This is a genomic window from Micromonospora sp. LOL_025, assembly GCF_048060285.1.
GTDB lineage: Bacteria > Actinomycetota > Actinomycetes > Mycobacteriales > Micromonosporaceae > Micromonospora.
In genome coordinates this window covers 1-25,572 of the sequence record NZ_JBHMIR010000026.1, presented here as the reverse complement: position 1 = coordinate 25,572, position 25,572 = coordinate 1, and the positions used below count along the sequence as shown (strand labels likewise).

17 protein-coding genes and 1 pseudogene are annotated in these 25,572 nt (G+C 71.6%); 17 read left to right on the top strand and 1 reads right to left on the bottom strand.

Annotated features, from left to right (window positions below; genetic code table 11):
* Positions 1-246: 246 nt before the first annotated feature.
* Entirely contained in the window at positions 247-591 is a 345-nt protein-coding gene (locus ACFHW0_RS24955; RefSeq protein WP_416611318.1) for a hypothetical protein, read from the bottom strand.
* Between the two features lie 1,452 nt (positions 592-2,043).
* On the opposite strand from ACFHW0_RS24955, the gene ACFHW0_RS24950 reads away from it, so the two are divergent.
* From ACFHW0_RS24950 to ACFHW0_RS24870, 17 genes and pseudogenes are all read left to right on the top strand, one after another.
* Positions 2,044-3,405, top strand: coding sequence for a diaminobutyrate--2-oxoglutarate transaminase family protein (locus tag ACFHW0_RS24950; protein ID WP_416611316.1), 1,362 nt, complete (start codon positions 2,044-2,046; stop codon positions 3,403-3,405).
* A 147-nt stretch (positions 3,406-3,552) separates the two neighbouring features.
* The gene (locus tag ACFHW0_RS24945; RefSeq protein ID WP_416611314.1) at positions 3,553-4,581 is read left to right on the top strand and encodes a class I SAM-dependent methyltransferase; all 1,029 of its coding nucleotides are present in this window, start codon (positions 3,553-3,555) and stop codon (positions 4,579-4,581) included.
* A 32-nt stretch (positions 4,582-4,613) separates the two neighbouring features.
* Positions 4,614-5,867 carry a cytochrome P450 gene (locus ACFHW0_RS24940; RefSeq protein WP_416611312.1) on the top strand — a complete coding sequence of 418 codons (1,254 nt, stop codon included), beginning with the start codon at positions 4,614-4,616 and terminating at the stop codon, positions 5,865-5,867.
* A gap of 11 nt (positions 5,868-5,878) precedes the next feature.
* A complete protein-coding gene (locus ACFHW0_RS24935) occupies positions 5,879-6,793 on the top strand; it encodes a diiron oxygenase (protein WP_416611310.1) in 915 nt (304 codons plus the stop codon).
* A complete protein-coding gene (locus tag ACFHW0_RS24930) occupies positions 6,768-7,739 on the top strand; it encodes an ornithine carbamoyltransferase (protein WP_416611308.1) in 972 nt (323 codons plus the stop codon). The genes ACFHW0_RS24935 and ACFHW0_RS24930 overlap by 26 nt, the downstream gene beginning before the upstream one ends.
* Positions 7,740-7,883: 144 nt before the next feature.
* Entirely contained in the window at positions 7,884-10,154 is a 2,271-nt protein-coding gene (locus tag ACFHW0_RS24925) for a non-ribosomal peptide synthetase (protein ID WP_416611306.1), read from the top strand.
* Complete coding sequence (locus ACFHW0_RS24920) at positions 10,151-10,879, top strand: thioesterase II family protein (RefSeq protein WP_416611304.1); 729 nt, start codon at positions 10,151-10,153, stop codon at positions 10,877-10,879. Before ACFHW0_RS24925 ends, ACFHW0_RS24920 begins: the two co-directional genes overlap by 4 nt.
* Positions 10,876-15,453 carry an amino acid adenylation domain-containing protein gene (locus ACFHW0_RS24915; protein WP_416611303.1) on the top strand — a complete coding sequence of 1,526 codons (4,578 nt, stop codon included), beginning with the start codon at positions 10,876-10,878 and terminating at the stop codon, positions 15,451-15,453. Before ACFHW0_RS24920 ends, ACFHW0_RS24915 begins: the two co-directional genes overlap by 4 nt.
* Positions 15,450-17,102 carry a condensation domain-containing protein gene (locus ACFHW0_RS24910; RefSeq protein WP_416611301.1) on the top strand — a complete coding sequence of 551 codons (1,653 nt, stop codon included), beginning with the start codon at positions 15,450-15,452 and terminating at the stop codon, positions 17,100-17,102. The genes ACFHW0_RS24915 and ACFHW0_RS24910 overlap by 4 nt, the downstream gene beginning before the upstream one ends.
* A complete protein-coding gene (locus tag ACFHW0_RS24905; protein ID WP_416611299.1) occupies positions 17,102-17,866 on the top strand; it encodes a thioesterase II family protein in 765 nt (254 codons plus the stop codon). The genes ACFHW0_RS24910 and ACFHW0_RS24905 overlap by 1 nt, the downstream gene beginning before the upstream one ends.
* Positions 17,863-18,945, top strand: a pseudogene (locus ACFHW0_RS24900) (branched-chain amino acid aminotransferase); the annotation flags it as partial. The gene ACFHW0_RS24905 and the pseudogene ACFHW0_RS24900, both read left to right, overlap by 4 nt.
* Entirely contained in the window at positions 18,934-19,182 is a 249-nt protein-coding gene (locus tag ACFHW0_RS24895) for a phosphopantetheine-binding protein (protein WP_416611383.1), read from the top strand. The pseudogene ACFHW0_RS24900 and the gene ACFHW0_RS24895, both read left to right, overlap by 12 nt.
* Entirely contained in the window at positions 19,179-20,459 is a 1,281-nt protein-coding gene (locus ACFHW0_RS24890; RefSeq protein ID WP_416611297.1) for an ATP-grasp domain-containing protein, read from the top strand. Before ACFHW0_RS24895 ends, ACFHW0_RS24890 begins: the two co-directional genes overlap by 4 nt.
* Positions 20,456-21,697 carry an MFS transporter gene (locus ACFHW0_RS24885; protein WP_416611295.1) on the top strand — a complete coding sequence of 414 codons (1,242 nt, stop codon included), beginning with the start codon at positions 20,456-20,458 and terminating at the stop codon, positions 21,695-21,697. Before ACFHW0_RS24890 ends, ACFHW0_RS24885 begins: the two co-directional genes overlap by 4 nt.
* Complete coding sequence (locus tag ACFHW0_RS24880) at positions 21,694-22,629, top strand: AMP-binding protein (protein WP_416611293.1); 936 nt, start codon at positions 21,694-21,696, stop codon at positions 22,627-22,629. Before ACFHW0_RS24885 ends, ACFHW0_RS24880 begins: the two co-directional genes overlap by 4 nt.
* Positions 22,626-23,321 carry a hypothetical protein gene (locus tag ACFHW0_RS24875; RefSeq protein ID WP_416611291.1) on the top strand — a complete coding sequence of 232 codons (696 nt, stop codon included), beginning with the start codon at positions 22,626-22,628 and terminating at the stop codon, positions 23,319-23,321. The genes ACFHW0_RS24880 and ACFHW0_RS24875 overlap by 4 nt, the downstream gene beginning before the upstream one ends.
* On the top strand, positions 23,318-25,572 hold a 2,255-nt coding region (locus ACFHW0_RS24870), incomplete at its 3' end, for a condensation domain-containing protein (RefSeq protein WP_416611289.1). The genes ACFHW0_RS24875 and ACFHW0_RS24870, both read left to right, overlap by 4 nt.

Sequence of the window (25,572 nt, the reverse complement as noted above, 5' to 3'; positions counted from 1 at the left end):
CTCTTGTGATCCGTCAGCTGATGTGCGACGCGGTTCTGCCGAGTGATGTGCGGCGGGTGGGCTGGGGAAGCGTCAGGGGCGCTGCGCGTCGGCACGCCGATGGCCTCCGGCCCCCTGACCCCGACCGGGCGCCGCAGACTCAGGCACCTGTCAGGGGGATAGGCAGACTGGCGGCCACCTTCGCCCGGAAGGCTGGCCGGTCTGCCGGCTGCCTGGCAAGGAGATCCGCAGTGACCACCGTTTCCGCTAACCAGCTGATGCCGAGGACAACGGCAGCGCTACGCACCGGCCCATCCCGAACTCCTCTGCTTCGTCGTCGGTGACCATCGCAAAGGCACCAGCAGGCACCCGGTCGAGGGCCGCCACCTCAGAGGCGACCCGAAGCAGGGCGCTCTCACTGCTGCCCGTGATGAGGAAGATGTAGACGTCCGGGTCTTCTTCCCCGTCGTCGTACTCCCGGACGTCGCCCTGCTCATCCAGGTCCGTCAGGAAGTCCTGAACATCATCGATCCATGGAAACGGGTACTCGTCAACTGCCAGCCCGGGAGCCGCCAGTAGCGGGACGTGGATCTCAACAACCATCTTTGGCATGGCGGTGATTCTCGCCCGGACCGAGGCGACTGCGGCGACGGGCCATCCAAGGGCCAGTGCCCGCGAAGGTTGTTCTGCGGGAGGCCGAAAAAGGACTCCATGGCGGCGTTGTCGCCGGCGGCGCCGACAGGGCTCATCGATGCGACCATCGTGACCAGGCAGGCGATCTCTCATCGCCGCAGCGCACCTGCGGCAGCAGCGCGACCGCCTGCTGCCTCCTGAGAAAGCGACCGGACCTTGAGCGCCGATCCGAATCTCCGCTTCACTAATCTGACGGGAAGGCTCGGAAGGCTCGAGCACCTCGCAATTCGTGCTCCACCCGCAACATCGAAAGCGCCAACACCCTCGTCTGCTGTCTCGCCCGCGATTGTGGCCCAGTTTTATCGAAATTGCCGTCAGCGATCCGAGTTGCGCCATTCCTCGACAGTTCCCCGCCGCGAAGGTGGAATGGTCTCGTCACTCGCAATATTGACCGGAATGTCAAGGTGCGGTGAAGCCCTGATGTCAGGCCGGCAAGTGCGGGAGCCCGAGGGCCACCGGCACGTTGCGGTTCGGCACGAGCACGTGCGGTCCCGTGCGCCTGGCTGGTTCCGAGCGGTCAGTCGTGCGCGCTGGCACCCGCGACAAGGTGCCGGCCAGGCCAGGCGCAGAAGCAGGTCAGCACCGGCATGACCAGGAAATGACAGCTGGCTTCGATGGATACCCTCGACGACCAGGTGCTGGATGGCCGGTTGTCGGCTCGCGGGGACGTCACCTGCGCGAGTGGTTGCGTGGCTCAGCCGGTACGTCCACCGGATTGGTGTGCGGCCCGGGACGACTCGTGGCGGGGACCAGGCCGGCCTGCTGTCTGGCGTTGTTCGGGGGCGGCTGTCCGACGTCGATTGCATCGTGACGAGGCATGGTGCGGATCACCTGGCCGCAACCGGCAAAGCGGCGGCTCGCTCGCACGGCTGTCAGGGGCGTCGAGGGGGTCGCTTTCACGAGTTACCCGTTCTTCGTGGACTCGTGCGCCGCTGGCCTTCCATGGATCTCTCTACCCAGCCAGGCCTCTGTCACGGCGCGGATGGCGGCGATCACTTTGGGTGTGCGTCCCGTTGCGAGCCGCGGGCAATCGCTGTTCGGAGGGTAATGGGATCTTGGTCCGACGCGACTTGTCGTGCGCATTTTAGGGGTGTGATACATGTCACATTTGGCCGAAAAGATCGAACTGATACGGTTGCCGCCGGTCAACGATTTATCCAATAGGCATTCCTGCGTCGAAACTCTCCTGTGCGTCGACGCGGGTCTTATGTAGGGCATCCCCCACGTCACGCGCAGCGGGTAGGGCGACGGTGACGGCGGACTCAGCAATGCGTCCATGAGGGATTCCTGAGGAGTCGGCATGCATCGCGGCTGGTCTTCGGCATCTGCGTCAGTGGCAATAGTTTACTTGCGGAATATCGGTGTGATCTGGTGGGCTTGAGCTGGGATCCAACAACCATGTCAGCTGATTCCGTGTACAGCTACGTGCGTGAGCGCGAGTCCGGCGCTCGTACCTATGCCGACAACGTCGACCGCGTCATCGAGCGGGGCTCGCTCGCCCGGCTGTGGGACACCGAAGGTCGGGAGTACCTGGACTGCCTCTCGGTCGCGGGCACGTTGGCCCTGGGGCACAACCACCCCGCCGTCACCCAGGCGGTGCTGAGCTTCATCGGGTCCGGCCATGTGCAGCAGGCGCTCGATCTGACCACACCCGCCAAGTACCGGTTCCTCCGCCAGTTGTTCGACGTGTTGCCGGCGGACTTCGCTGCTTCCGCCAAGGTCCAGTTCTGTGGGCCGTCCGGCGCGGACGCGACGGAGGCGGCGGTCAAGCTGTTCAAGACCGCCACCGGCAGGCGCACGGTCCTCGCCTTCCACGGCGCCTACCACGGCATGACGGCGGGCTCGCTCAGCCTGACCGGCAACCTGTCCGCCAAGCAGTCGGTTGCCTCGCTCATGCCGGACACGCACTTCCTGCCCTACCCGTACGACTACCGATGCCCGTTCGGCATCGGCGGGGAAGCGGGCGTGCAGGCGAACCTGCACTACCTGGAACGGGTACTCACCGATCCGGAGAGCGGGATCACGACCCCGGCCGCGGTGTTCGTCGAAGCCGTGCAGGGAGAGGGCGGCGTGATCCCGGCGCCGGTGTCCTGGCTGCGCGGACTGCGGGAGCTGACCTCCAGGCTGGACATCCCGCTGGTGATCGACGAGATCCAGACGGGATTCGGGCGGACCGGCTCCATGTTCGCGTTCGAGGAGGCGGGTGTCCGGCCGGACGCCGTGCTGATGTCGAAAGCCCTCGGCGGTGGCTACCCGATCGCGCTGGTGGCCTACGACTCCCGCTACGACGCGTGGGGCCCGGGTGCACACGCCGGCACGTTCCGGGGCAACCAGATAGCCATGGTCGCGGGCACCACCACGATGTCCGTGATCAAGGACGAGGGCCTCGTGGAGGCGGCGGCGACCAAGGGCAAGCTGCTCGCCGCGGGGCTGGCCGAACTCGCCGAACGTCATCCCGAGATCGGCGACGTGCGTGGTCGCGGGCTGATGTGGGGGATGGAGGTCGTGGACGCCGGCCTGCCCGCCGACGCGCTGGGCGCCCATCCTGCCGACGGCGCGCGCGCGGCCCTGATCAAGCGTCGTTGCCTCGAGCTGGGCCTGATCGTCGAGCGCGGCGGGCGTCACGGTGCCGTGCTGCGGCTGCTGCCTCCGCTGGTCATCACCGAGGACGAGATCCAGGAGGTGCTCGAGAAGCTCGGGGAGGCATTCGAGACGACCGGCGAGCGCACATGACAGACATGACCGTCCCACCGCGCAACCCGGTCCCGCGCCCCGGCGTACGGACCGCGCAACCGTCGTTCAGACCACCGGCCATTCCAGCGGACGTAGTCCCGCCGACCCGCGAGCGCGGGCCGGTCATCGAAACCATTGGGGTAGGACATGCTGACTCCTGACTACACGTACGAGCACGACTTTGACGCCGAGTGCGCGGCGGCCGGAGAGGCGCCGCGCATCGCCGCCGCCGCCGCGCTGCTCGAGATGGGAGATCGGCTCGGCCTCGTCTCCCTGATCGCGACCGGCGACGAGGTGACCGTCGAATCGCTGGCCAAGGCGGCAGACCTGCCGGAGGCCGGGGTGGCCGGCTACTGCGAGGCCCTGGAGTCGGCCGGCATCATCGTCCCGGTCGGGACCTCCGGCACGACCTTCCGCGCGGCGGACGACTTCGCGCAGATCCGCCACCAGGCCGGTTTCGTCTCCTGGACGATGAACGCCAACCGGCCGTTCATCGAGAACGCCCGCAAGTTCCTGACCGACCCGTCCCTCGGTAGCGGCATCGACATGCGCGACGGCCGCGAGGTCGCGGTCAGCTCCGAGTGGATGGGTTCCAAGGCCTTCTACCCCGCCGCGCTGTCCACGATCCTCAAGTCGAAGCCGGAGGTCGTCGTCGACCTCGGCGCGGGTACGTGCCGTCTGCTGATCGAGGTCCTGCAGCGGGTGCCGCACAGCCGGGCCGTCGGGCTCGACCTGGACGGTCCGTCGTGCGCGGCCGCCCGGCAGGCGGGCGAGGCCGCGGGAGTGGGCGACCGGCTGCGGGTCGTGGAGCGGTCGATCCAGTCCATCGCAGACGACCCGTCGCCGCTGGAGGGCGCGGACGTCATCCACGGCGGGTTCGTGTTCCACGACATGTTCCCCGAGGAGGAGGAGACGGCGGAACGCGTGCTGGCCAACTGCCGCGAGGCGCTGCGCGAGGGCGGGATCATGGCCCTCACCGAGGCCGTCCCGTACGTGCGTAACGAGCGTGAGCGTCGGTTCAGCGCCGCGGTCACCTACTACCACCGGCAGTTCATGAAGCGTCGTCTGCAGAGCGAGGACGAGTGGAAGGCCCGGCTCCGCGCGGCCGGGTTCACCCACGTCGAGTCGATCGAGCTGGCCTTCCCGACGGGCCGCCTGTTCGTGGCGCAGCGCTGACCGATCCTCCGAACCCAACCCGTGGAGACCGCATGGACACGGTGGCACAGTGCCCCTTCGCGGCAGGCGCGGGCGTCGACCTTGTTGATGCCGACCTGTATGGCAGCGGCGACCCGCACGCGATCTGGGCCGAGCACCGGAAAGACAGCCCGGTGCGCTGGCAGCAGGTCGGCGCCGACAAGGGCTTCTGGTCGGTGACCCGGCACGCGGACATCAGCCGCGTGCTGCGCGAACACGAGACCTTCAGCTCGCAGCAGGGCACCCTGCTGAACCTGCTCGGCGCGGGCGACCCCGCGAGCGGCAGTCAGCTCGCGGTCACCGATCCGCCGCGACACGGCGAGATGCGCGAGCCACTGCAGCGCGCGCTGTCGATCCGTGCGGCCGAGAACTACCAGGCGGACATCCGCGCGTTGGTGGCCGAGTTGGTGGCGCCGTTGGCCGAGGGCGGTCCGTTCGACCTCGCCGAGGCGATGTCCAGCCTCCCGATGGCGGTCACCGGGACGATGATGGCCATTCCCGCGGCGGACTGGCCGTTGCTGACCCGGGCCGCCATCGCCGCGCTGGCCGCCGACGACCCCGCCTACCAGTTCCGGGGCAGCGCGGAGGCGACGCTGCGCCGGTCACACCGGGAGATCTTCGCCTACTTCCAGGACGTCGTCACGAGTAGGCGTAAGCACCCCGGCGACGACCTGATCGGCACGTTGCTGACCATGCGGGTGGACGGCAAGGGCCTGTCCGACGGCCAGATCACGGCCAACTGCTACAGCCTGCTCATCGGCGCGATCGTGACGACGCCGCAGGTCGTCACGTCGGCCGTGGCGCAGCTGGCGGGCACCGGCGAGCTGGACCGGTGGGCGGACGACCCGGGCCTGATGAACACCGCGGTCGAGGAAGCGGTGCGGTGGGCGTCGCCGACGAACCACTTCATGCGCTACGTGGCCCGGGACACCGAGCTCGCCGGCGTGCCGATCCGCGCCGGCGAGGCGGTGGTCACCTGGCTCGGATCGGCGAACCGGGACGAGGCGGTGTTTCGCGACCCGTTCCGCTTCGACATCGCGCGCAAGCCGAACAAGCACATCGCGTTCGGCGTCGGCCCGCACTACTGCATCGGCCACACGATCGCCCGGGTGACACTGCGGATCGCGTTCGCCGAACTGCTGGGCAACTTCACCGATCTGCAACTGGCGGCGAAACCGGTACGGCTGCGGTCGAACATCATCGCCGGTATCCGTGAACTCAAGGTCACGGGGCGCCGTCGGAGTTCACCCGCCGCGGTCATCGGCTAGAAGGGGACCTGGTGCGCGCCTTCAAATCCTGGTACGAGGACGCCGGTGTCCGCGTCGGACCCCGCCGGCGACCCGGAGACGACCTCGACAAGAAGTTCTTCCCGGACCACCTCATCCCGCATCTGGGACACCCGCTGGTGCAGGAAGCACCGGAGGAACTGCGCCGGTACCTGTCGGCCCAGCACCTGTACCAGTGGTTGAACTTCACCGCGGAGTTCGAGGTCGCCGTCGTCATGCGCGCGACGCAGCAGATCGCCGACGGTCGCAGCGGCGTACCGCTGGCACGTGAACTGCGCCGGGACGCGATGCGGATCTGCGTCGACGAGCGGTACCACGCGCTGTACAGCGTGGACGTCGTCGATCTGATCGAGGACAGCACCGGGATCCCGTCGCTGCCGTACGACTTCGCGCCGTTCCTCGCTCATCTCGACGCCGTCGGGGACAGCTACCCGGAGCACCGCGAGCTGGTCCAGCTGCTGCAGGCCGTGGTCTTCGAAACGCTGATCACCTCGCTCATCGAGGACGTTCCGAAGGATCTCGAGGTGATGACGGTCGTGCGCGACACGGTGCGCGACCACGCCGAGGACGAGCGCCGCCACCACGCCTACTTCGCGGTGTTCTTCAAGGAACTCTGGGCCCAGCTGGGGAAATCCGAGCGGGAGCTGGTGTCGCGGCTGCTCCCGGAAGTGATCATCCGGTCCCTGCAGCCCGCCACCCAGGCGGCGCGCGCCGCGCTCGGTGCGACCGGGTTCTCCGAGGCCCACACCGACCAGATCGTCGCCGAGTCCTTCGACCGCACGTCGGTCATGGCCGGCATCGTCGTCGCCTCTGCCAAGACGGTGGCGCTACTGGAGCGCTGCGGAGTGCTCGACCTCCCCGGTGCCCGAGAGAGGTTCCAGAATGCCGGATTCACCACTGTCCGCTGAGACCCGCGTCGGCCAGCCGCTGCTGTCGCTGTCCGCCCTCACCCCGGACGACCTCGGCTTCGTCGCCGACCTGGCGTCGGAGTTCGGCCGCGATCCCGGCCGCTTCGCCGGCCTGCTGGCGGGCTCGCGGGTCGGGCTGCTGTTCACCGCGCCGTCGACCCGCACGCGCACGTCCTTCTGGAGCGCCGCGACCACGCTGGGCTGCCACACCATCCACTTCGGGCCGGGCGACATCCAGGTGAGCACGGGGGAGACCTGGCTCGACACGGGTCTGGTGCTGGCCACCTACCTGGACGCCGTGGTCGCCCGTACGAACGGGCCACAGGCGGACCTGGCGGAGATGGCGACCGCGATGCCCGCCACGGTGAACGCCTTGACGAAGGAGGAACACCCCACCCAGTCGATCGCCGACCTGAGCGCGTTGCGCGACCACTTCGGCCCCGACGCGCGGCCGAGGATCGCGTACCTCGGGCTGGTGAACAACACGGCGCGTTCGCTCGCGCAGCTCGTGGCGCTGCGGGACGGGATGCGGCTCGACGTCTACGCCCCGGCGGGCCACGGGCTGGGCGAGGCCGAGCTGGCCGAGCTGAACCGGCGGGCCGGGCGGGAGGCGGTGCGCCAGTTCGACACGATCCCGGTGGAGCCGGACCCCGTCGACGCCGTCTACACCTGCCGGTGGCAGTCGATGGGGGCGGCTCCCGAGCGGGCGGGCGAGGGCTGGATCGAGGCGTTCCGGCCGTTCGCGGTCTCGCGCGAGACGCTGCGCCGCTTCGGCGGCGGCAAACCGGCCGTGTTCATGCACGACCTACCCGCGAGGCGTGACGAGGAGGCCACCTCGGATGTGCTCGACGGCGAAGGCTCGCTGGTCGCCCGGCAGGTCTTCCACAAGAGGTCGGCGGCCGCCGCCGCGTTGATCTGGACCCTGCGTGGCCGTGACATCGGCTGAATCCCCCTCCCGCAGACGTCACGTAAGGAGAACCGTGCCCAACGAAAGACCGTCCACCGGCGAGTTCGCGGTGGCCCGCAACGACGAGAGCCAGCGGCCGAGCTGGCTCGCGTGCCGCCTCCGCGAGGCAGTCGGGGGGAAGTGGTGACCGTTTCGACCTCCACCACCGAGGCCGCGCTCGACCTGGGTACGGCCGAAAAGCTCGCCGCCGTCGTCGTGGCGTTGCACCGACGGTCCCTCGACGAGCGCGTGGTGCTCGACCTCCAGCTGGGTGACCGCGCGGGCACCGAGATCGCCGACGTGCCGGGCACCAGCACGTTCGCCGCGTTGCGCGAGCGACTGCGCACTGCGGGCGCCCCCCTGACCGGTGATGCCTCCGAGCCCTCGGTGCGCGTCGTACTGCCGGGTGCCGTCGTCCCGTTCGCGGGCCCTGTCGTCGAGCTTCTTCCGGAGGGTGTCCGCGTCCACCCCGGTGACCCGGCTGCCGGCTGGGACGCCGCCGAGGCCGATCTCTTCGCCGATCTCGTCGACCGGGTGCTCGCCGCCGGCCGCGCGCAGGCGGACGTTCCGGTCACCCGGCTGCGTCTCACCCGACCGGACGAGCCCGCCTTCTGGGGCGACCCGGACGCCCCGGTCCCGGTCGAGCGGTTGGAGAAGTTGATCGCGAGGCACGCGGTGGACCGCCCGGGCGCACCGGCCGTGAGCTGCGGAGATGTCCGGATCAGCTACCGCGAGCTGGACGAGCGCGCGAACGCGGGCGCCGAGGTGTTGCGGCGGCACGGGGTACGCCCCGACGACGTCGTCGGGTTGTTCGGTGAGCGCTCGGCCGAACGCGTCGTCGCCCTGCTCGCCATCCTCAAGGCCGGCGCGGCCTACCTCGCGCTGAATCCGGACGACCCGGCGTCGCGACTCGCCATGCAGCTACGGGACGCCGGGGCCCGGCTCGTCGCCGCCGAACCCGCCTTCGCCGACGCCGTGCCCGAGGATGTCGCGACGCTACCGCTGGCCGAGTTGGCCCCGGTCGAGGGGACCGCGACAGCTCCGCTGTTCGCGGCCGGCCCGGACCACCTGGCGTACGTCTGCTACACGTCCGGATCGACCGGGGTGCCGAAGGGGGTGGGCGTTCCGCACCGTGCCGTCGCGCGCCTGGTGTGCGGCCCGAACTGGGTGGACCCCCGGCCGGACGACGTCTTCCTGCAGCTCTCGCCACTCTCGTTCGACGCGGCGACCGTCGAGATCTTCTCCGCGCTGGTGAACGGCGGGCACCTGGCCGTGCTGCCGCCCGGTCGGGTGGAGCCCGACCGGCTGGAGGAGACCGTGCGGCGGGAGGGCGTCACCGTGCTGCTGCTGCCGACCGGTCTGCTCCACTACACGATCGAGGCGCGGCCCGGCCTGTTCACCGGCGTGCGGCACGTGCTGACCGGCGGTGACGTGGCATCCGCGTCGCTCGTGCGGCAGCTGTTCAGCCATCACCCCGGGATGCTGTTCACCAACGGCTACGGCCCCACGGAGAACACCTCGTACACGACGTGCTGGACGTCCCGGACGCCGCCAGCCACCGCGAACGTGTCGATCGGTGACCCGGTCAGCGGGTCCTCCGTGGCGGTGCTCGACGAGGGCCTGCACCCGGTCCCCGCAGGCGTGTGCGGGGAGCTGTACGCGGCCGGCGACGGACTGGCCCGCGGCTACCTCTCCCGCCCCGGCGCCACGGCCGACCGGTTCATGCCGCACCCGGACGTGCCGGGCGCCCGGATGTACCGCACCGGTGACCTGGCCCGGCGGGCCGCCGACGGCACCGTGGTCTTCGTCGGCCGCGCCGACGACCAGGTCAAGGTCAACGGTTACCGGGTCGAACCGGGGGAGATCGAGGACGCGCTGCTGCGCCAGCCGGAGGTCGCCCAGGCCGCCGTCACGGTGCAGCGCGACGAGAACGGCACGGCGACCCTGATCGCCTACGCCGTGCCCGCCGCGGAGGCCACCCCGGAGCTCGGCGCGCAGCTGCGCGAGCGCCTGCGCGATTCGCTGCCCGCCTACATGATCCCGACGGCGGTGCTCGTCCGGCCAGGTCTCGCGATCACCCCCAACGGCAAGCTGGACCGCAACGCCCTGCCCGCCGTCCACCGCCACCCCCGCAACGTCTGGAACGACTACGTCCCGCCGAGCAGCCCGACCGAAGTGCAGCTGGCGGAGATGTGGGGCGAGCTGATCGGTGTGGAACCCGTCGGCGTCGAGGACGACTTCTTCGAGCTCGGCGGCCACTCGCTGCTCGCCGCCGAGCTGATGGCCAAGGTGAGTCGGGACATGAGGGTGGAGGTGTCCGCGCGGACGCTCTACCTCCAACCCACGGTCGCCGAGATGGCCGCCGCGATCGAGGAGGCCATCGCCGATGGCCGGACGAACGAGGTCTCCGGGTGACTGCCACAGCGCGACGCGGCAAGTGGTTCCTGAAGGAGCCGCGCGCCGACGCCTCCGCCAGGATCTTCCTGCTGCCCTACTCCGGGTGCGGCGCGACGATGTACCGGCAGTGGCCGTCGATGCGCGACGGGGTGGAGTTCTGCGCGGTCCAGCTTCCCGGCCGGGAGAACCGGATGCGCGAGCCGGCGTTCGACTCCTACGAGCAGATGGCCCTCGCACTCGCCGAGGCGCTGCGGCCGTACCTCGACGTGCCGTTCGGGCTGTTCGGGCACTGCAGCTCGGCGCTCGCGGCGTTCGAGACCGCGGCGCGCCTCTGCGAGACGGGGCCGGCGCCGGCGCGACTGTTCGTGTCCTCGGAGGTGGCTCCGCAGGACGGCCCGTACGGCTACTTCCTCGGCCTCGACGACGAAGGACTGTCGCGTGAGCTGGCCGGGCTGCTCACCGGTATGGGCGTCCAGCCGCATCCGGGGCTCATCGACCTCACGCTCGGTGTGCTGCGGCACGACGTCGACGTGAACAAGCGCTACGTCAAGCCCGATCCGCCTGTCCTGTCCTGCCCGATCACGTCGATCGGTTGGCGGGGCGACTACGGTGTCGAGCCCCGGCTGATGGACGGCTGGTCGCGGTGCGGAGAGACGCAGACGGTGCTGTTCGACGGTGGGCACTACGAGTTCGTCGGCGCGCCGGACGGGCTGCTCGACCTGCTGGTCCGGGGAGTCCGATGACCGGTCGTCTGTCCGCCGCCAAGCAGCGCCTGCTGTCGTCGCGTCGAGGGGCCGGCGCTGCCGTTCCCCGACGCGATCAGGACGTGCCGGTGGAGGCGACGCACCAGCAGCGGGCGCTGTGGTTCCTCGACCGGTACCTGGGCGCCGGCGCGAACTCGGCGTACAACCTGTACCACGCACTGCGGTTGCGCGGCGATCTCGACGTCGATGTCCTGCGGGAGTGCCTGCGGCAGGTCGTGGCGCGCCACGACGCGCTGCGCACGTCCTTCGCGGAGTCTCCGGACGACCGGCTGTTGCTGCGGGTCGCGCCCGTTCCCGACACCTTCCCGCTGACGGTCGGTCCGGCGGGTCCCGACCTCACCGCGACGGTACTGGCCGAGGCGTCGGTGCCGTTCGACCTCGCGTCCGGGCCGCTGTTCCGGGCTGCGCTGTTCGAAGCGTCCCCGCGCGAGCACGTGTTGCTGCTGGTCGCGCACCACACGGTGTTCGACGGCGCGTCGCTCGATCTGGTCACGGCTGAACTGGCCGCCTCGTACGCGGGGCGGGACGTCGAGCCGCCACCGGTCGACTTCGCGGACTGGGCGGCGTACACGCACGGGCCGGAGCACCAGGCGGCGATCGCGGCGCGGCTCGACGCCGCCGTCGCGCGGCTGTCCGGGGCGCCGCCGCTGCTCGACCTGCCGACGGACCGGCCGCGCGGGCCGCAGCTGTCGACGGTGGGCGACACGGTGTCGGTCGGCGCCGACGCGGCGGCGCTGAGCGAGCTGTGCCGCGCCGAGGGCGTCACGATGTTCACGGCGGTGCTGGCCGCCTACCAGCTGCTGTTGTCCCGCTGGTCCGGGCAGTCCGACGTCTGCGTCGGTATGCCGGTGGCCGGGCGCGGGCGGGCGGAACTGGCCCGCGTCGCCGGCTGCTTCGTCGCGACGGGGGTCGTGCGGACGACGGTCGACCCCGGGTTGACGTTCCGCGCGCTGCTGGCCCGCGTCGCGGCGGCGGTGCACGCCGCCCGGGAGGACGCCGACGTGCCGTTCGAACAGGTGGTCGCGCGCCTGCGTCCGGACCGGGCGACCGGCCACAACCCGGTGTTCCAGGTGTTCCTCGACGTGGTCGCGGACCAGGGCGCACCCGAGTGGCGCGGCCTGACCGCCGAGCCTGTGGTGTTGCCGGTACGCGAGGCGAAGTTCGACCTCAGTCTCACCGTGACGGGGCGTGGGGACGGCATCGTCGCCGAGCTGACCCACCGCACGGACCTCTTCGACGCCGCCACCGCGTCGCGCTTCCTCGACCAGTTCGTGACACTGCTGGACCGGCTCGCCGCCCGTCCTGACGTCCCGGTGGCCGACGTCTGCGCCCTGTCCGAGGCCGAGATCGCGCAGTGGCGCGCCGACGGCAGCGGGGACCTCGTCCCGGTGCCCGACGTGACGCTGCCGCAGGCCCTCGCGGCGGCCGTCGCCGACCACGCCGGCGAGGTCGCCGTCCGGGCCGGCGAGGACTCGCTGACCTACGCGGAGCTGGACCGGCGCGCCACCGCGCTCGCGTACCGCCTGGTGGCGGCGGGCGCTGGGCCCGGCGCCACCGTTGCCGTCGCCGTGCCGCGTTCGCTCGACCTGGCCGTCGCGCTGGGCGCGGTGCTGCGCGCGGGCGCGGCGTACCTGCCGATCGACCTCGACCACCCGGCCGACCGGCTGCGTTTCGTGCTGGACGACGCGCGCCCGGCGTGTGTGCTGACCACGTCGACGTCCGTGGAGGTGTTCGCCGGGGTGCGCGTCCTGGCGGTCGACGCCGACCCGGCGACGGCACCGCGACCGCTGCCTGACCCGCAGCCGCTCGACCCCGCCTACGTGATCTACACGTCCGGCTCGACCGGGCGTCCCAAGGGGGTCGCGGTGCCGCACCGCGGCATCGTCAACCGGTTGCGGTGGATGCAGCACGCGTACGGTCTCGTGCCGGGGGAGCGGGTGTTGCAGAAGACGCCGACCACGTTCGACGTGTCGGTGTGGGAGCTGTTCTGGCCGTTGGTCGAGGGCGCCACCCTCGTGTTCGCCCCACCCGGTGCGCACCGCGATCCCCTCGCGCTGGCGCGGCTCGTGGTCCGGGAACGGATCACGACGATGCACTTCGTCCCGTCGATGCTGGGCGCGTTCCTCGAGGAGCCGGAGGCCGCGCGGGCCGGCGACTGCCTGCGCCGCGTGGTGTGCAGCGGCGAGGAGTTGCCGGCGGCGACGGTGGCGCGTTTCGCCGAGGTGCTGCCTGGCGTCGAGCTGCACAACCTGTACGGCCCGACCGAGGCGTCGGTCGACGTCACCGCGTGGGCGTGCGGGCCCGAGGACGCCACGGCACCACCACCCATCGGGCGTCCCGTGTGGAACACGGGCGCGCGGGTGCTCGACGACCGGCTCGGCCCGGTGCCTGTGGGAGTGGCCGGCGAGCTCTACCTGTCCGGGGTCCAGCTCGCGCTGGGTTACCACCGACGGCCGGGGCTGACCGCTGAGCGGTTCCTGCCCGACCCGTGGGGGCAACCCGGCAGTCGCATGTACCGCACCGGCGACCTGGTGCGACGGCGCCCGGACGGTGCCCTGGTCTTCCTCGGGCGCGCCGACCACCAGGTGAAGCTGCACGGCCAGCGGATCGAACTCGGCGAGATCGAACAGGTCCTGCGGGACGCCCCGTCGGTCGGCGCCGCCGTCGTCGTGGTCCGCGGCGACCGTCCCGGCATGGCGCAACTGGTCGCCTACGTCACCGCCGCGCCGGGGACGACCCCGGACGGGCCCGAGCTGATCGCGCGGATGCGTGCCGTGCTACCCGCGGTGATGGTGCCGGAGCAGGTGGTGGTGCTCACCGAGTTCCCGCTCACGACCAGCGGGAAACTCGACCGGAAGGCCCTGCCGGCCCCGGCCGCGCCGCTGTCGTCGGCCAAACAGCGTCTACTCGCCAGCCGACGCACGGTGGTCCGGGACAACCGCGTGGAGCTGCTGTGCGACCTCTTCGCCAAGCTGCTCGGCCTGGACGAGGTCGGCCCGGACGACGACTTCTTCCGGCTCGGCGGCGACAGCATCGGCTCCATCCGGCTCGTCAGCCAGGCGCGTCGCGCCGGCATCGGCTTCTCGGAGCGGACCGTGTTCGAGCAGCGTACGCCGCGTGCGCTTGCCGCCGCCGCCACCGAACCCGTCCTGGAGCCGGGCCTCGCCTCCGGGGCCGACGACGGCGTCGGCGTCGTCCCGCTCACGCCCATCATGCGGTGGTGGTTGGCGGGCGGCGGCCCGGTCGCCGGATTCCACCAGTCGGTCCTGCTCGACCTGCCGTCGGGAGCCGGCGAGCCGGCTCTCGTCGCGCTGCTCTGCGCACTGGCCGCACGCCACGACATGCTGCGGGCCAGGCTCTCCGCCGAGGACGGGCGGACGCTCGTGGTGCCGCCCGCCGCCGAGGTGGACGCGGCTTCCTGGCTCACCCGGGTCGGCGACCTGTCCCCGGCCGAGGTGCCGGTGGCCGACCGCCTCGATCCGGCACATCGCATGGTCAGCGCCTTCTGGTTCGACCGCGGTCCGGACCGGCCCGGGCAGCTGTTGCTGGCGGTGCACCACCTCGCGGTGGACGGCGTGTCCTGGCGGATCCTGCTCGACGACGTCGCGGCCGGATGGGACGACATCACCGCCGGACGCCCGGTGCGGCTGCCCGCCGTGCCGACCTCGTTCCGTACCTGGGCGAACAGGCTCGTGCGGGAGGCACCCGGACGGCTCGCCGAGTCGGACGTGTGGAGGCGCGCGCTGTCCGCGCCCGAACCGCCCCTCGGCGGTCGGCTCGACCCGGCGACCGACACCGTGGGAAACGCGGGCGAGCTGGTACGCGAGGTGGAGGCGGGCCCGCTGCTCAGCGTGGTGCCGGACCGCTTCCGCGCGGGCGTGGACCACGTGCTGCTGTGCGCCCTGGCACTGGCCGTACGGAGCTGGCGGGCACGCCGGGGGACGCCGTCGCAGGTCCTGCGGGTGATGGTGGAGGGCCACGGGCGGCAGGACGTCGGGCTCGACCTGTCGCGGACGGTCGGCTGGTTCACCGTGCGGCACGTGGCGGTGCTCGACCTGACCGCCACCGACACCACGGCTGCGGCGCTACGGGCCGTCAAGGAACAGGTTCGCGCCCTGCCGGACGGCGGCCTGGGCTACGGCCTGCTGCGTCACCTCACCGACAGCCCGCTGGCCACCCTCGCGGAGCCGGAGGTCGCGTTCAACTACCTGGGCCGGTTCCGGTCCGGCGGCACGGGCGGCCTCGTCGCGCTGGACGGCGGGACTCCCGCCGCCACCCCGCTCACCAACGCGCTCGACGTGACCGCGATCGCCTTCGACCACGCGGAGGGCGCCCGGCTGCGGACGACGTTCACGTGGGCGCCGGGCGTGCTGGACGAGGCGTCGGTGCGCCAGCTCGCCGACCTGTGGGCGGAGGCGCTGACCACGATGGCGGGCCTGGCCCATACGGCCGACACGCCCCAGGTGACGGCGTCCGACGTCTTCGTCGACATGGACCAGGACGAGCTCGACACCCTGCGACTGGAACTCGAGTCGGACTGGGGGACACGATGACCGGCAGGACCCATCCGTTGTCGATGGGCCAGCGCAGCATGTGGAATCTCGACCGCCTCATCGGCGGCGGGCCGGTGCACACGCTCGCCTGGCGGGTGCGGTTGCGCGGGGCTCTGGACGAGGGGGCGCTGCGCGACGCGTTGGTGGCCGTCATCGACCGCCACGAGCCGTTGCGGACCCGGTTCGCGCAGGACGCCAGCGGGCCCGTCGCGATCGTCGAGGACTCGGTCGACCTGCCGTTGCCGGTCGACGACCTGCGCCTGCTGCCCGACGCCGCCCGGCAGGCCGCGCTGCGCTGCGCCGAGGACGTGGCGACCGGTTTCGCGCTCGACCGCGCCCCGCTGCTGCGGGCCCGTCTGCTGCGCCTCGACGACGACCGGTACGACCTGCTCGTCGTCGTACACCACATCGTGTTCGACGGCATCTCGCTCGACCTGCTCCTCGACGACCTCGCCCTGGCCTACGGCGGGGGCGACAGGACGGGCCTGGACGTGAGCTACGCCGACGCCGTGGCCGAGGAACGGGAACTGCTCACCGGTCAGCGTCGGGTCCCGTTGGCGGCGTTCTGGCGCGAGCGGCTCGCCGGGGCGCCACCGGTGGTGCTGCCGCCGCCGGACCGGGAACCCGCCGTGGAGCGCTCCTGGGTCAGCCGGACGTGCAGCCGGAAGCTGCCGGACGTGAGCGCGTTCGCGCGGGGCGAGCGCTGCATGCCGTACGTGGTGTACCTCGCCGCGCTGAACGCCCTGCTGTCCCGGCTCACCGGCTCGTCCGACGTCGTCGTCGGCACCCCGGTGTCCAGCCGCCACCGCGCCAGGTTCGAGCGGCTCGTCGGTTACTTCGTGAACACGGTGGTGCTGCGGACCGAGGTCGGTGACGTGTCGTTCCGGGAGCTGGTACGCCACCAGCGCGGGGTCGTCTTCGACGCGCTCGATCACCAGCGACTGCCGTTCGAAGCGGTCGTCGAGGAGGTCAACCCGGGCCGCGCGAGTGGTTACAGCCCTCTGTTCCAGGTGCTGTTCGCCCTGGTCGAACCGACCCGGAAGGCCGTGTTCGCCGATCTCGCCGTCGACGCCGTCGAGCCGGTCGACAACAACCGCTCGCCGTTCCCCGTGACGTTCAGCGTGATCGACGACCACCTTCAGGTGGAGTACGCGCCCGCACTGTACGACGACGCGACGGCCGCGCGGATGGCCGAGCAGTTCGCCACGCTGCTCGACGCCGCGCTGGCCGATCCGGACGGCAGGGTCGGCGAGCTGACCGCCTTCGTACCCGCACCGGCGCGGAGCGAGCGGCCAGCCGAGGACGCCGTCCAGGCGGCGGCGGGCGACGAGAACCTGATCCGCGTCGTGCAGGCGGTGTGGAGCGGGCACCTGCACACCGAGGTGACCGATCCGGACGCGGACTTCGTCGGACTGGGCGGGCACTCCCTCGTCGCGTCGCGGATCGCGATCGAACTCCGGGAACTGTTCGGCCTGGAGGAGGGTCTCTCCGACCTCACCGTGTTCCGCGCGCCGACACCCCGCCTGCTCGCCGACCACCTGGCCGCCGCGCTGGGGGAGAACGCTGCCGCCGAGGCGGAGTTCGTCCTGCAACTGCTGACCATGACCGACGAGCAGGCCGAGGCGCAGATCGCCCGGGAGGAGTCGTGATGAACACGGACCGGCGTTGGTTTCCAGGCTCCCCGGCCGCAACCGAGGGGATGCAGCTGTTCTGCCTGCCACACGGCGGCGCCGGCGCCTCCGCCTACCGCTCGTGGCGGGGCAGGCTGGCGGGAACGGCCGACGTCGTGCCGGTCCAGCCCCCGGGACGGGAGGGCCGCTCCGCCGAACCCGCCGAGTGGTCCATGACCGCCATGACGGAGCAGTTCCTCGAACCACTCCAGCGACGGGTGGGGGACCGGCCGTACGCGATCTTCGGGCACAGCATGGGCGCGCTGCTCGGGTACGAGGCCACGGTCGCCATGGCCGCGGCGGGACGGCCGCCCGAGCTGCTGGTCGTCTCCGGCGCGTCCGCTCCGCAGCTGCCCATGATCAAGGAACGCCCCGTGCACAAGATGCCCGAGGACGAACTCGTCGGCCACCTGCGTGAGCTGGCGGGGACCCCGGACTCGGTACTGCGCAACGCGGATCTGCTCGAGATGCTCGTGCCGACCGTGCGCGCCGACTTCGCAGCCTGTGAGACCTACGTCCACCGGCCGCACCCGCTCCTCGACGTGCCGCTGCTGGTACTCGGCGGCGAACAGGACGCCGGCGTGCCGGTCGCGACGCTTGATCCGTGGGGGGAACGGACGACGGCGGGCTGCGCCGTGCACACGTTCCCCGGCGGCCACTTCTACCACTTCGACCGGACCGACCAGGTCCTGTCGCTGATCGCCGGTGCGCTCACCGGCTCGGCGCGGGGAGCGATCCGATGACCAACAAGATCGATTACGTGATCAAGCCCGCCGCCCGGCTCGACGCCGCCGCCAGGGCGGAGCGGAGCCGGGACGCGACGTTCGGCCGGGTGTTCACCGAGCACATGGTCACGCTGCGCTGGAACGAGGAGTCCGGGTGGCACGACGGCCGTGTCGAGCCGCTGGCCCCGCTGTCGATCGACCCGGCGACGGTCGGCCTGCACTACGGCCAGATCGTCTTCGAAGGGCTCAAGGCGTACCGACTGGCCGACGGTGGCATCGGCGTGTTCCGCCCGGACCGCTACGCCGAACGGTTCCAGCATTCGGCGGCGCGGCTGATGATGCCGCAGCTGCCGACCGACGAGTTCGTCGGCGCGATCGAGCACCTGATCCGCCTCGACGCCGACTGGGTGCCGCGCGAGGCCGACCGCAGCCTCTACCTGCGGCCGTTGCTGTTCGCCGCCGACGCCGACCTGGCACTGGGCCCCTCACGCAGCTACACGTTCGTGCTGATGGCGTTCGTCACGGAGATGTTCTTCGGTGCCAAGCGGGCGATCGACGTGTGGCTGTGCGAGGACTACGTGCGCGCCGCGCCCGGCGGTGTCGGGGCCGCCAAGTACGCGGGCAACTACGCGGTCACCTACGCCGCGCAGGCACAGGCCACCGAGGAGGGCTGCGACCAGGTCGTCTGGCTCGACGCACGGGAACGCCGCTGGGTGGAGGAGCTCGGCGGGATGAACCTGCTCTTCGTCGAGGGGCAGGACGGGCGACTGGTCACCCCACCGCTGGCGGGCACGATCCTGCCCGGCGTGACCAGGCAGTCGATCCTGGAGCTGGCGGGCACCGTCGGCCTGACCGCGGTCGAGCGCCCGATCTCCGTCGACGAGTGGGAGGAGGGCTGCCGGACCGGCCGCATCACCGAGGTGTTCGCCTGCGGCACGGCCGCCCAGATCACCTCCGTCGGACGGGTCCGGGGCCGCGACCGTGAGTGGCTGATCGGCGGCGGCAGCCCAGGACCTGTCGCCGAACGGCTCGGCGCGCTGCTCGCCGGCATCCACCGGGGCACCAAGCAGGCCCCCGGCGACTGGGTGCACCGCGTCGGTGGGCCCGACGCCGACATCGGCGAGACCGTGACCCTGATCTGGCGTGAGGTCCTGGCGATCGCCGTCGACGCCGACTCGGACTTCTTCGAGTCCGGCGGGCACAGCGTGGCCGTGCTGCAGGTCCTCAACCGGATCCAGGAGCAGCTCGGCATCGAGATGTCGGTGCGTGACCTCTTCGAGAACTCCGTGCTCGGCGACTTCGTCGACGTGGTGCGGACGCGGGTGCACGGATGAGCGGGAAGCGCCCCCGTCTGCTGCTGCTCTACGCCCCCGGCGCGCTGGGGCCCGTCGAGATGCTGCGCCTCCTGCGGCCCGTGGTCGACCTCGTCGTCGCCGTGCCGGAGGAGTTCCGCGACGACCCGGGCGTCGCCATGCTGCGACACTTCATCGACCCGGTGATCTTCGATCCGGAGGGCGAGCTGCCGGACGCCTCCGGCTGCGACGGGGTGGTCTCCTTCACCGACCTGCTGGCCCGGACCGCGGCGCAGCTCACCGACCGGTACGGCCTGCCGGGGCAGTCGCCCGAGGCGGCGCTCGCGTTGACCGACAAGGAAGTGCAGCGTCGGGTGCTGGCCGAGCACGGCGTCGACACGCTGCGCACGGCGACGCTGTACCAGCCGCAGGACTGGGAGCGCGCCGTGGCACACACCGGTCTGCCCGCGGTGCTCAAGCCACGCACGGGTGCGGGCAGCCGTAACAGCTACCGGATCGACGACGCCGACGAGGGCGCCCGGCTGGTCGAACGGCTGCTCGGTCGCGAAGAGAGCGTCATGGTCCTGGAGGAGATGCTCATCGGCGTCGACCAGGGCCGCCACGGCGACTTCTGCTCGGTGGAGAGCGCCACCTTCGACGGCGTCACCACGCACCTGCCCGTGCTGTCGAAGTACCCCCTCGTGGAGCCGTTCCGCGAGCAGGGCCAGTTCTGGCCCAGCCACCTCGACGAGGCCACCCAGCGGAGGGCGTGCGAGGTCACCACGGCCGCGCTGCGCGCGCTCGGCTTCCGGTACGGCCTGTCGCACACCGAGTTGAAGCTGACCGCGGACGGTCCGAGGGTGATCGAGGTGAACAGCCGCCTCGGCGGGTGGATGAACGAGCTGTCCACACACTCCAAGGGGCCGGACCTGGTCGTCGCCGCAGCCCGCCTGGCACTGGGTGAGCGGCCCGACCTCGACTTCGACCTCGGCCCCGGGGTGGTGTTCCAGTTCAACCACCTCGCGCCGCCGGACGCGGTGGCCATGCTCGGCGCCGAGGGCCTCGCCGAGGTGCGCGCACTCGACGGGGTGATCGCGCACCGGGTGCTGTTCGCCCCCGGTGCCAGCATGACGCCGGGGGTGTCCACCCAGGAACTGGACATGCTCAACGCCACCGCCGCCGACCTGGACGGGATGTACGCGCTGATCGGGGCCGTCTCGGCCCGGTTGCGGTTCGGGTTCCGCCTCGTCGACGGCAGCGAGGTGTGGCTGCCCGCCACCGAGCTGCCGACCGCCATCCCGGCCGGGAGCCCGCGGTGAGCCCCGTGGCGGGCGCGGAGACCCCGACCGCCGAGGCGACGCCGGAGTCGCGCTCGGCACGGCACGGCATCATCGCGATGTACGGCCTGGAGTCGTTCGGCACCGGCGCGTTCACCTCGGTGCAGATCGTGTTCTTCACCCAGGTCCTCGACCGCAGCCCCGAGCAGACCAGCACCGCGCTGTCGACGGCGAGTCTCGTCGCGCTCGCCTTCATCCTGCCCTTCGGCAGGTTTGCGGACCGCTTCGACAGGCGGCTCCTGCTGGGCCTGATGAACGCGGCGGTGGCCCTGTTCCTGCTCGGCTACGTGCTGCCCCCGTCGGCCATCGCGTTCTTCGTCACGACCGCCCTCGTGGTGCTGCTCCAGCGGCTGATCGGCCCCATCCGCGCGGCGGTGATCGCGGAACTGTTCCCCGTCAACAGGGTCGCGCTGCGGGCGGCGACGTACGTGGCGCACAACATCGGCTTCTCGCTCGGCAGCCTCTTCGCGGCGGGCGCGCTCCTCCTCGTCGACGGCGAGGGCGTGTTCCGGACGCTGTTGCTGATCAACGTCGCCACCTTCGCCGCGTGCGTACTCATCGTGCTGCGCCTGCCCTCCACCAGGCGGGAGCCGGTCGAGCCGGGGCAGCGCCGGGGTTGGGCCGCGTTGAAGGACCGGCCGTTCGTTGTGGCCACCATCGCGAACACGTTCGGGTCGCTGCACGACGCCGCACTGTTCGTGGGCCTGCCGCTGTGGCTGCTGCACCGCACCAACGGCCCGGGCTGGGGCATCCCCGCGATCATCGCGCTCAACTGCGTGCTCGTCGTCGCGCTCCAGGTGCGGCTCAGCAGGGGCACCGACACCGTGCGGGACGCGAACCGCAGGCACTGGCACGGCACCCTGGTGATGGCGATCGGGTGCGCGCTGCTGGTCTTCACCGGGGGCAGGCTGAACCCGCTGTCCTGGACACTGCTCACCGCCGCCGTCGTGCTCCTGACGATCAGCGAGATCACCCAGTCCGCGGGAGCGTGGGGGCTCTCGTTCAACCTCGCCGACGAGCGGCGTATGAGCGAGTACCAGTCCCTGTTCGGCTTCGGCCTGAACGTCCAGGAGGTCATCGGGCCCATCCTGGTCACCGCCCTCGTGCTGGCCGTGCCGCACGGGCTGGGGTGGCTGGTGCTCGCGGCCATCGTTCTCCTGCCGGTCGGGGTGGCCACCCGGCTGCTGCACCGGTGGGCTCCCGTCGAAGGAACCGCATGACCCCCGACACCGTGGCCGCCCGGTTCGCCCGGCAGGTCGCCCTCCGTCCCGACGACGAGGCCGTGGTCAGCGCCGCCGGCCGGTGGAGTTACGGCGAGCTGGCCGCGGACGTCAACCGCGTGACCCGGTTCCTCGTCGAACGCGGTGTCGGGTGGGAGGTCCACGTCGGGGTGCTGCTCCCGCGCAGCTACGAGCTGGTCGTGTCGATGATGGCCGTGCTCGCCGCGGGCGGCGTCTACGTACCGCTCAACCCGTCCCTGCCGGACGCCCGGCTGCTCGACCTGGTCGACGTGACGCGGCCGTCGGTCATCCTCACCGCCGACGGCCGGACGCTGCCCGACCTCCCGCCCACGGACGTCGCGGCCGTGCTGCGCGACGGCGATCCGGCGCCGGTGGCGGACCGGCACCACCCCGACGCCGCGGCCTACGTCATCCAGACCTCCGGGTCGACCGGCCGCCCGAAGTGCGTGCAGCTTGAGATGGGGTCGCTGGTCAACCTGCTGGACTGGTGCGCGGGCGCGTGCGGGATCGGGCCGGGCGAGCGGGTGCTGCAGGTGATCGCATCCAGCTTCGACGCGTCCGTCCGCAGCTACCTGACGCCGCTGGTCACCGGCGCGACGCTCTGCCTCTACGACGACGGCCCGTTCGATCCGGTCACGCTCACCGACTGGCTCGGGCGGGAGCGGATCACCGTGTTCAACCCGTCGGTGCCCTCCATGTTCTACCCGGTGGTCGAGCTGGCGTCCGCCGACGACTTCCGGCCCCTGGAGTCGTTGCACACGCTCGCGCTCGGCGCCGAGACGCCGGACATGTCCCTGCTGCGGCCGTGGCTCGACTCGCCGCGTTGCCGGGCCCGCGTGCAGAACGTCTACGGCCCGACCGAGGCCGCCGACATCGCCCTGTACGCCGAGCTGGACACGAGCCCACGATGATCGTGGTGGCCGAGCGGTACGCCGGACCGCCCGGGCGTGCGCACGGCGGCTACCTCGCGGGACTACTCGTCGACCACGTCGGCGATGCCACGGTGACGCTGCTCGAACCCGTGCCCACCGGCCTGGCACTCGTGGTGGAACGTGACCCGGTCCGCGACCGCGTCTACGCCGAGGGCGAGCTGGTCGCGACGGCGACACACCGGATACCCCCGATCATCGACGTGCCACCGGTGCCCGAGCGGACAGCCAGGGCCGCGGAGGCCCGGTTCGCCGGACGCCACGGCCACCCGTTCCCCAGCTGCTTCGTCTGCGGCACCGACCGGGACCGTCCGCTGGCGCTGGACATCGCGCCCGGCCCGGTCGGCGGCGGCGTCGTGGCCTGCACCTGGACGCCGGACCGGTCGCTGGCGGCGGAGGACGGCCTCGTGCCGCCGGCGCTCGTCCGCGCGGCGCTGGACTGCCCGGGCGGCTGGACGCTCGACCCGGTCGCGGAGCCGGTGGTGCTCTCGACCTTCGCCGCCCGGGCGGGCGCGGTCCGCGCGGGGGAGTGCCACGTCCTGGTGGCCGCCGCCGAGCGGCGCCGGGGCCGGATGGCGGTCGTCCACATCAGCATGTACGCACCAGACGGTCGTCGGACCGGCAGCGCGCGCGCCACCTGGCTCGCCGTTGACGAAGGAGTGAGACATCGGTGAGTGCCCCGAAGATCGAGGACATCCTCCCGCTGACCCCGCTGCAACAGGGACTGCTGTTCCACTCCGAGCTCAGCGCGGGCGAGGAGGACGTGTACACCGTGCAGCTCGAGGTGGTCCTGGACGGGCCGCTGCGAGCCGACGACCTGTGGGCGGCGGCGGACGCGCTTCTGCACCGTCACGCGGCACTGCGCGTCGCGTTCCGTCGTCGCCGCAACGGCGACCCGGTGCAGGTCGTGACCAGCGGGGTCCGGGTGCCCCGCCGGGTCGTCGATCTCTCCGACCGCCCGGCTGACGCGGCGGAGGTGGCCGCCGCCGACCGCGCCGAGGCGTTCGACCTCATGCGTGGGCCCGCGTTGCGCCTCACGCTGCTGCGCCTGGGCCCGAAGCGGCACACGCTGATCCTCACGAGCCACCACATCCTGCTCGACGGCTGGTCGATGCCGTTGCTCGTACAGGAGTTGACCGCACTGCACGCGGTGTACGCCGCCGGCGGCGCTCCCTCGCCGGCGGAAGCAGCGGACCGGGCGGGCCTGCCCCCGATCACGCCCTACCGGGACTACCTGCGGTGGCTCGGCTCGCGTGACGACGCCGCTGCGGCTGCCGCGTGGTCCACCGAGCTGGCCGGGCTGCACGAACCGACATACCTGGTCCCGATCGAGCGTGGGCGGCCGAGGCCCATCCATGTCGAGACCACCCTGCCGTTCGGCGGCCGGCTGAAGTCCGCCGCCCGCGAGCACGGCCTGACCATCAACACCGTGCTACAGGTCGCGTGGGCGGTGGTGCTGGGCCGGCTGACCCGCCGCGAGGACGTCGTGTTCGGCGCCACGGTGTCCGGACGTCCGCCGGAGCTGGCCGGTGCCGACCGGATGCTGGGGCTGTTCATCAACACGTTGCCGGTCCGGGTGCGGGTGCGGGACGACACCTCTTTACTGGAAACCGCCACCGCGCTCCAGCAACGGTGGGTGGCACTGCGCGAGCACGGCCACCTCGGCCTGTCCGAGATCCGCCGGGTGACCGGGGTCGGCGACGTGTTCGACACGCTGATCGTGTTCCAGAACTTCCCGACCGCCCAGGACGGCGAGTCCGCAGGAGACGTGAAGGTCGTCGACCTCACCGGTCACGACGCGACGCACTACCCGGTCAGCCTCGTCGTCGACGCGTCCGAGGAGATCACCCTGAGGGTCACCCGCCGGGACGGGGCCGTCGTGCCCGGCGGACCAGAGGAACTGCTGGCCAGGGTGAGTCGGATCCTGGAGGCGTTCGCCGACGACCCGCACCGCCGCATCGGTGATCTCGACCTGTTGTCGTCCGCCGAACGTCGCCTGCTGCTCGGCGAGTGGATCCACACCGGACTCGGCCGCACCCGGGTGGTGCCGGGCGGCCTGCCGCCGATCGGGCGTCCCATTCCGAACGCCCGCGCCTATCTGCTCGGCCCCGGGCTGCACCTCATGCCGCCCGGCGTGACCGGAGAGCTGTACCTTGCCGGTGCCGGGATCGCCCGCGGCTACCTCGGCCAACCCGCGCTGACCGCGGAGCGGTTCATTCCCGACCCGTTCGGCGAGCCGGGCAAGCGCATGTACCGCACCGGCGACCTGGGGCGTTGGCGCGAAGACGGGCAGATCGAATACCTGGGCCGGGTCGACCACCAAGTGAAGATCAACGGGTTCCGGGTCGAGCCCGCCGAGGTGGAGGCACAACTGGTCGAACGGGCCGACGTGCACCGCGCCGTGGTCGTGGTACGCGAGGACGTGCCCGGAGTGCGGCGCCTGGTCGCCTACGTCGTCGCTACGCCCGGGGCGCAGACGTCGACTGCCGAGTTGCTCGCCGGGTTGCGGGAGCGGCTGCCGAACTACCTGGTGCCCGGCGCTGTCGTGTGGCTGGACAAGATCCCGACGAATGCCCACGACAAGGTGGACCGTGCGGCGCTGCCCGCTCCCGAGTACGGCGCCCTGGCCCTCTCGAGGGCTGGAGGTTCGCCCGCCGAGCAGTTGATGAGTGATCTGTTCGCCGAGGCGCTCGGCCGCAGCCGGGTCGGCGTCGACGACGGGTTCTTCGATCTGGGTGGGCATTCGCTGCTCGCCGCCAAGCTGGTCAACCGGATCAGGGTCGTCTTCCGTACGGAAATCGGCATCCGTGACGTGTTCCAGGTACTCACGCCGGCCGGGCTGGTTCGCCGGATCCGTGAGTTGGCTGGTGTGCCGGTGCGGCCTCCGTTGGTGGCGACGGGTGTGGTGGGTGTGGTGCCGTTGTC

What these genes read in the sequence shown, in the direction of transcription:
- ACFHW0_RS24955 (WP_416611318.1), bottom strand. Translation starts at nt 591, where the DNA reads ATGCCAAAGATGGTTGTTGAGATCCACGTCCCGCTACTGGCGGCTCCC.
- ACFHW0_RS24945 (WP_416611314.1), top strand. Translation starts at nt 3,553, where the DNA reads ATGCTGACTCCTGACTACACGTACGAGCACGACTTTGACGCCGAGTGC.
- ACFHW0_RS24940 (WP_416611312.1), top strand. Translation starts at nt 4,614, where the DNA reads ATGGACACGGTGGCACAGTGCCCCTTCGCGGCAGGCGCGGGCGTCGAC.
- ACFHW0_RS24930 (WP_416611308.1), top strand. Translation starts at nt 6,768, where the DNA reads ATGCCGGATTCACCACTGTCCGCTGAGACCCGCGTCGGCCAGCCGCTG.
- ACFHW0_RS24915 (WP_416611303.1), top strand. Translation starts at nt 10,876, where the DNA reads ATGACCGGTCGTCTGTCCGCCGCCAAGCAGCGCCTGCTGTCGTCGCGT.
- ACFHW0_RS24910 (WP_416611301.1), top strand. Translation starts at nt 15,450, where the DNA reads ATGACCGGCAGGACCCATCCGTTGTCGATGGGCCAGCGCAGCATGTGG.
- ACFHW0_RS24905 (WP_416611299.1), top strand. Translation starts at nt 17,102, where the DNA reads ATGAACACGGACCGGCGTTGGTTTCCAGGCTCCCCGGCCGCAACCGAG.
- ACFHW0_RS24890 (WP_416611297.1), top strand. Translation starts at nt 19,179, where the DNA reads ATGAGCGGGAAGCGCCCCCGTCTGCTGCTGCTCTACGCCCCCGGCGCG.
- ACFHW0_RS24880 (WP_416611293.1), top strand. Translation starts at nt 21,694, where the DNA reads ATGACCCCCGACACCGTGGCCGCCCGGTTCGCCCGGCAGGTCGCCCTC.
- ACFHW0_RS24875 (WP_416611291.1), top strand. Translation starts at nt 22,626, where the DNA reads ATGATCGTGGTGGCCGAGCGGTACGCCGGACCGCCCGGGCGTGCGCAC.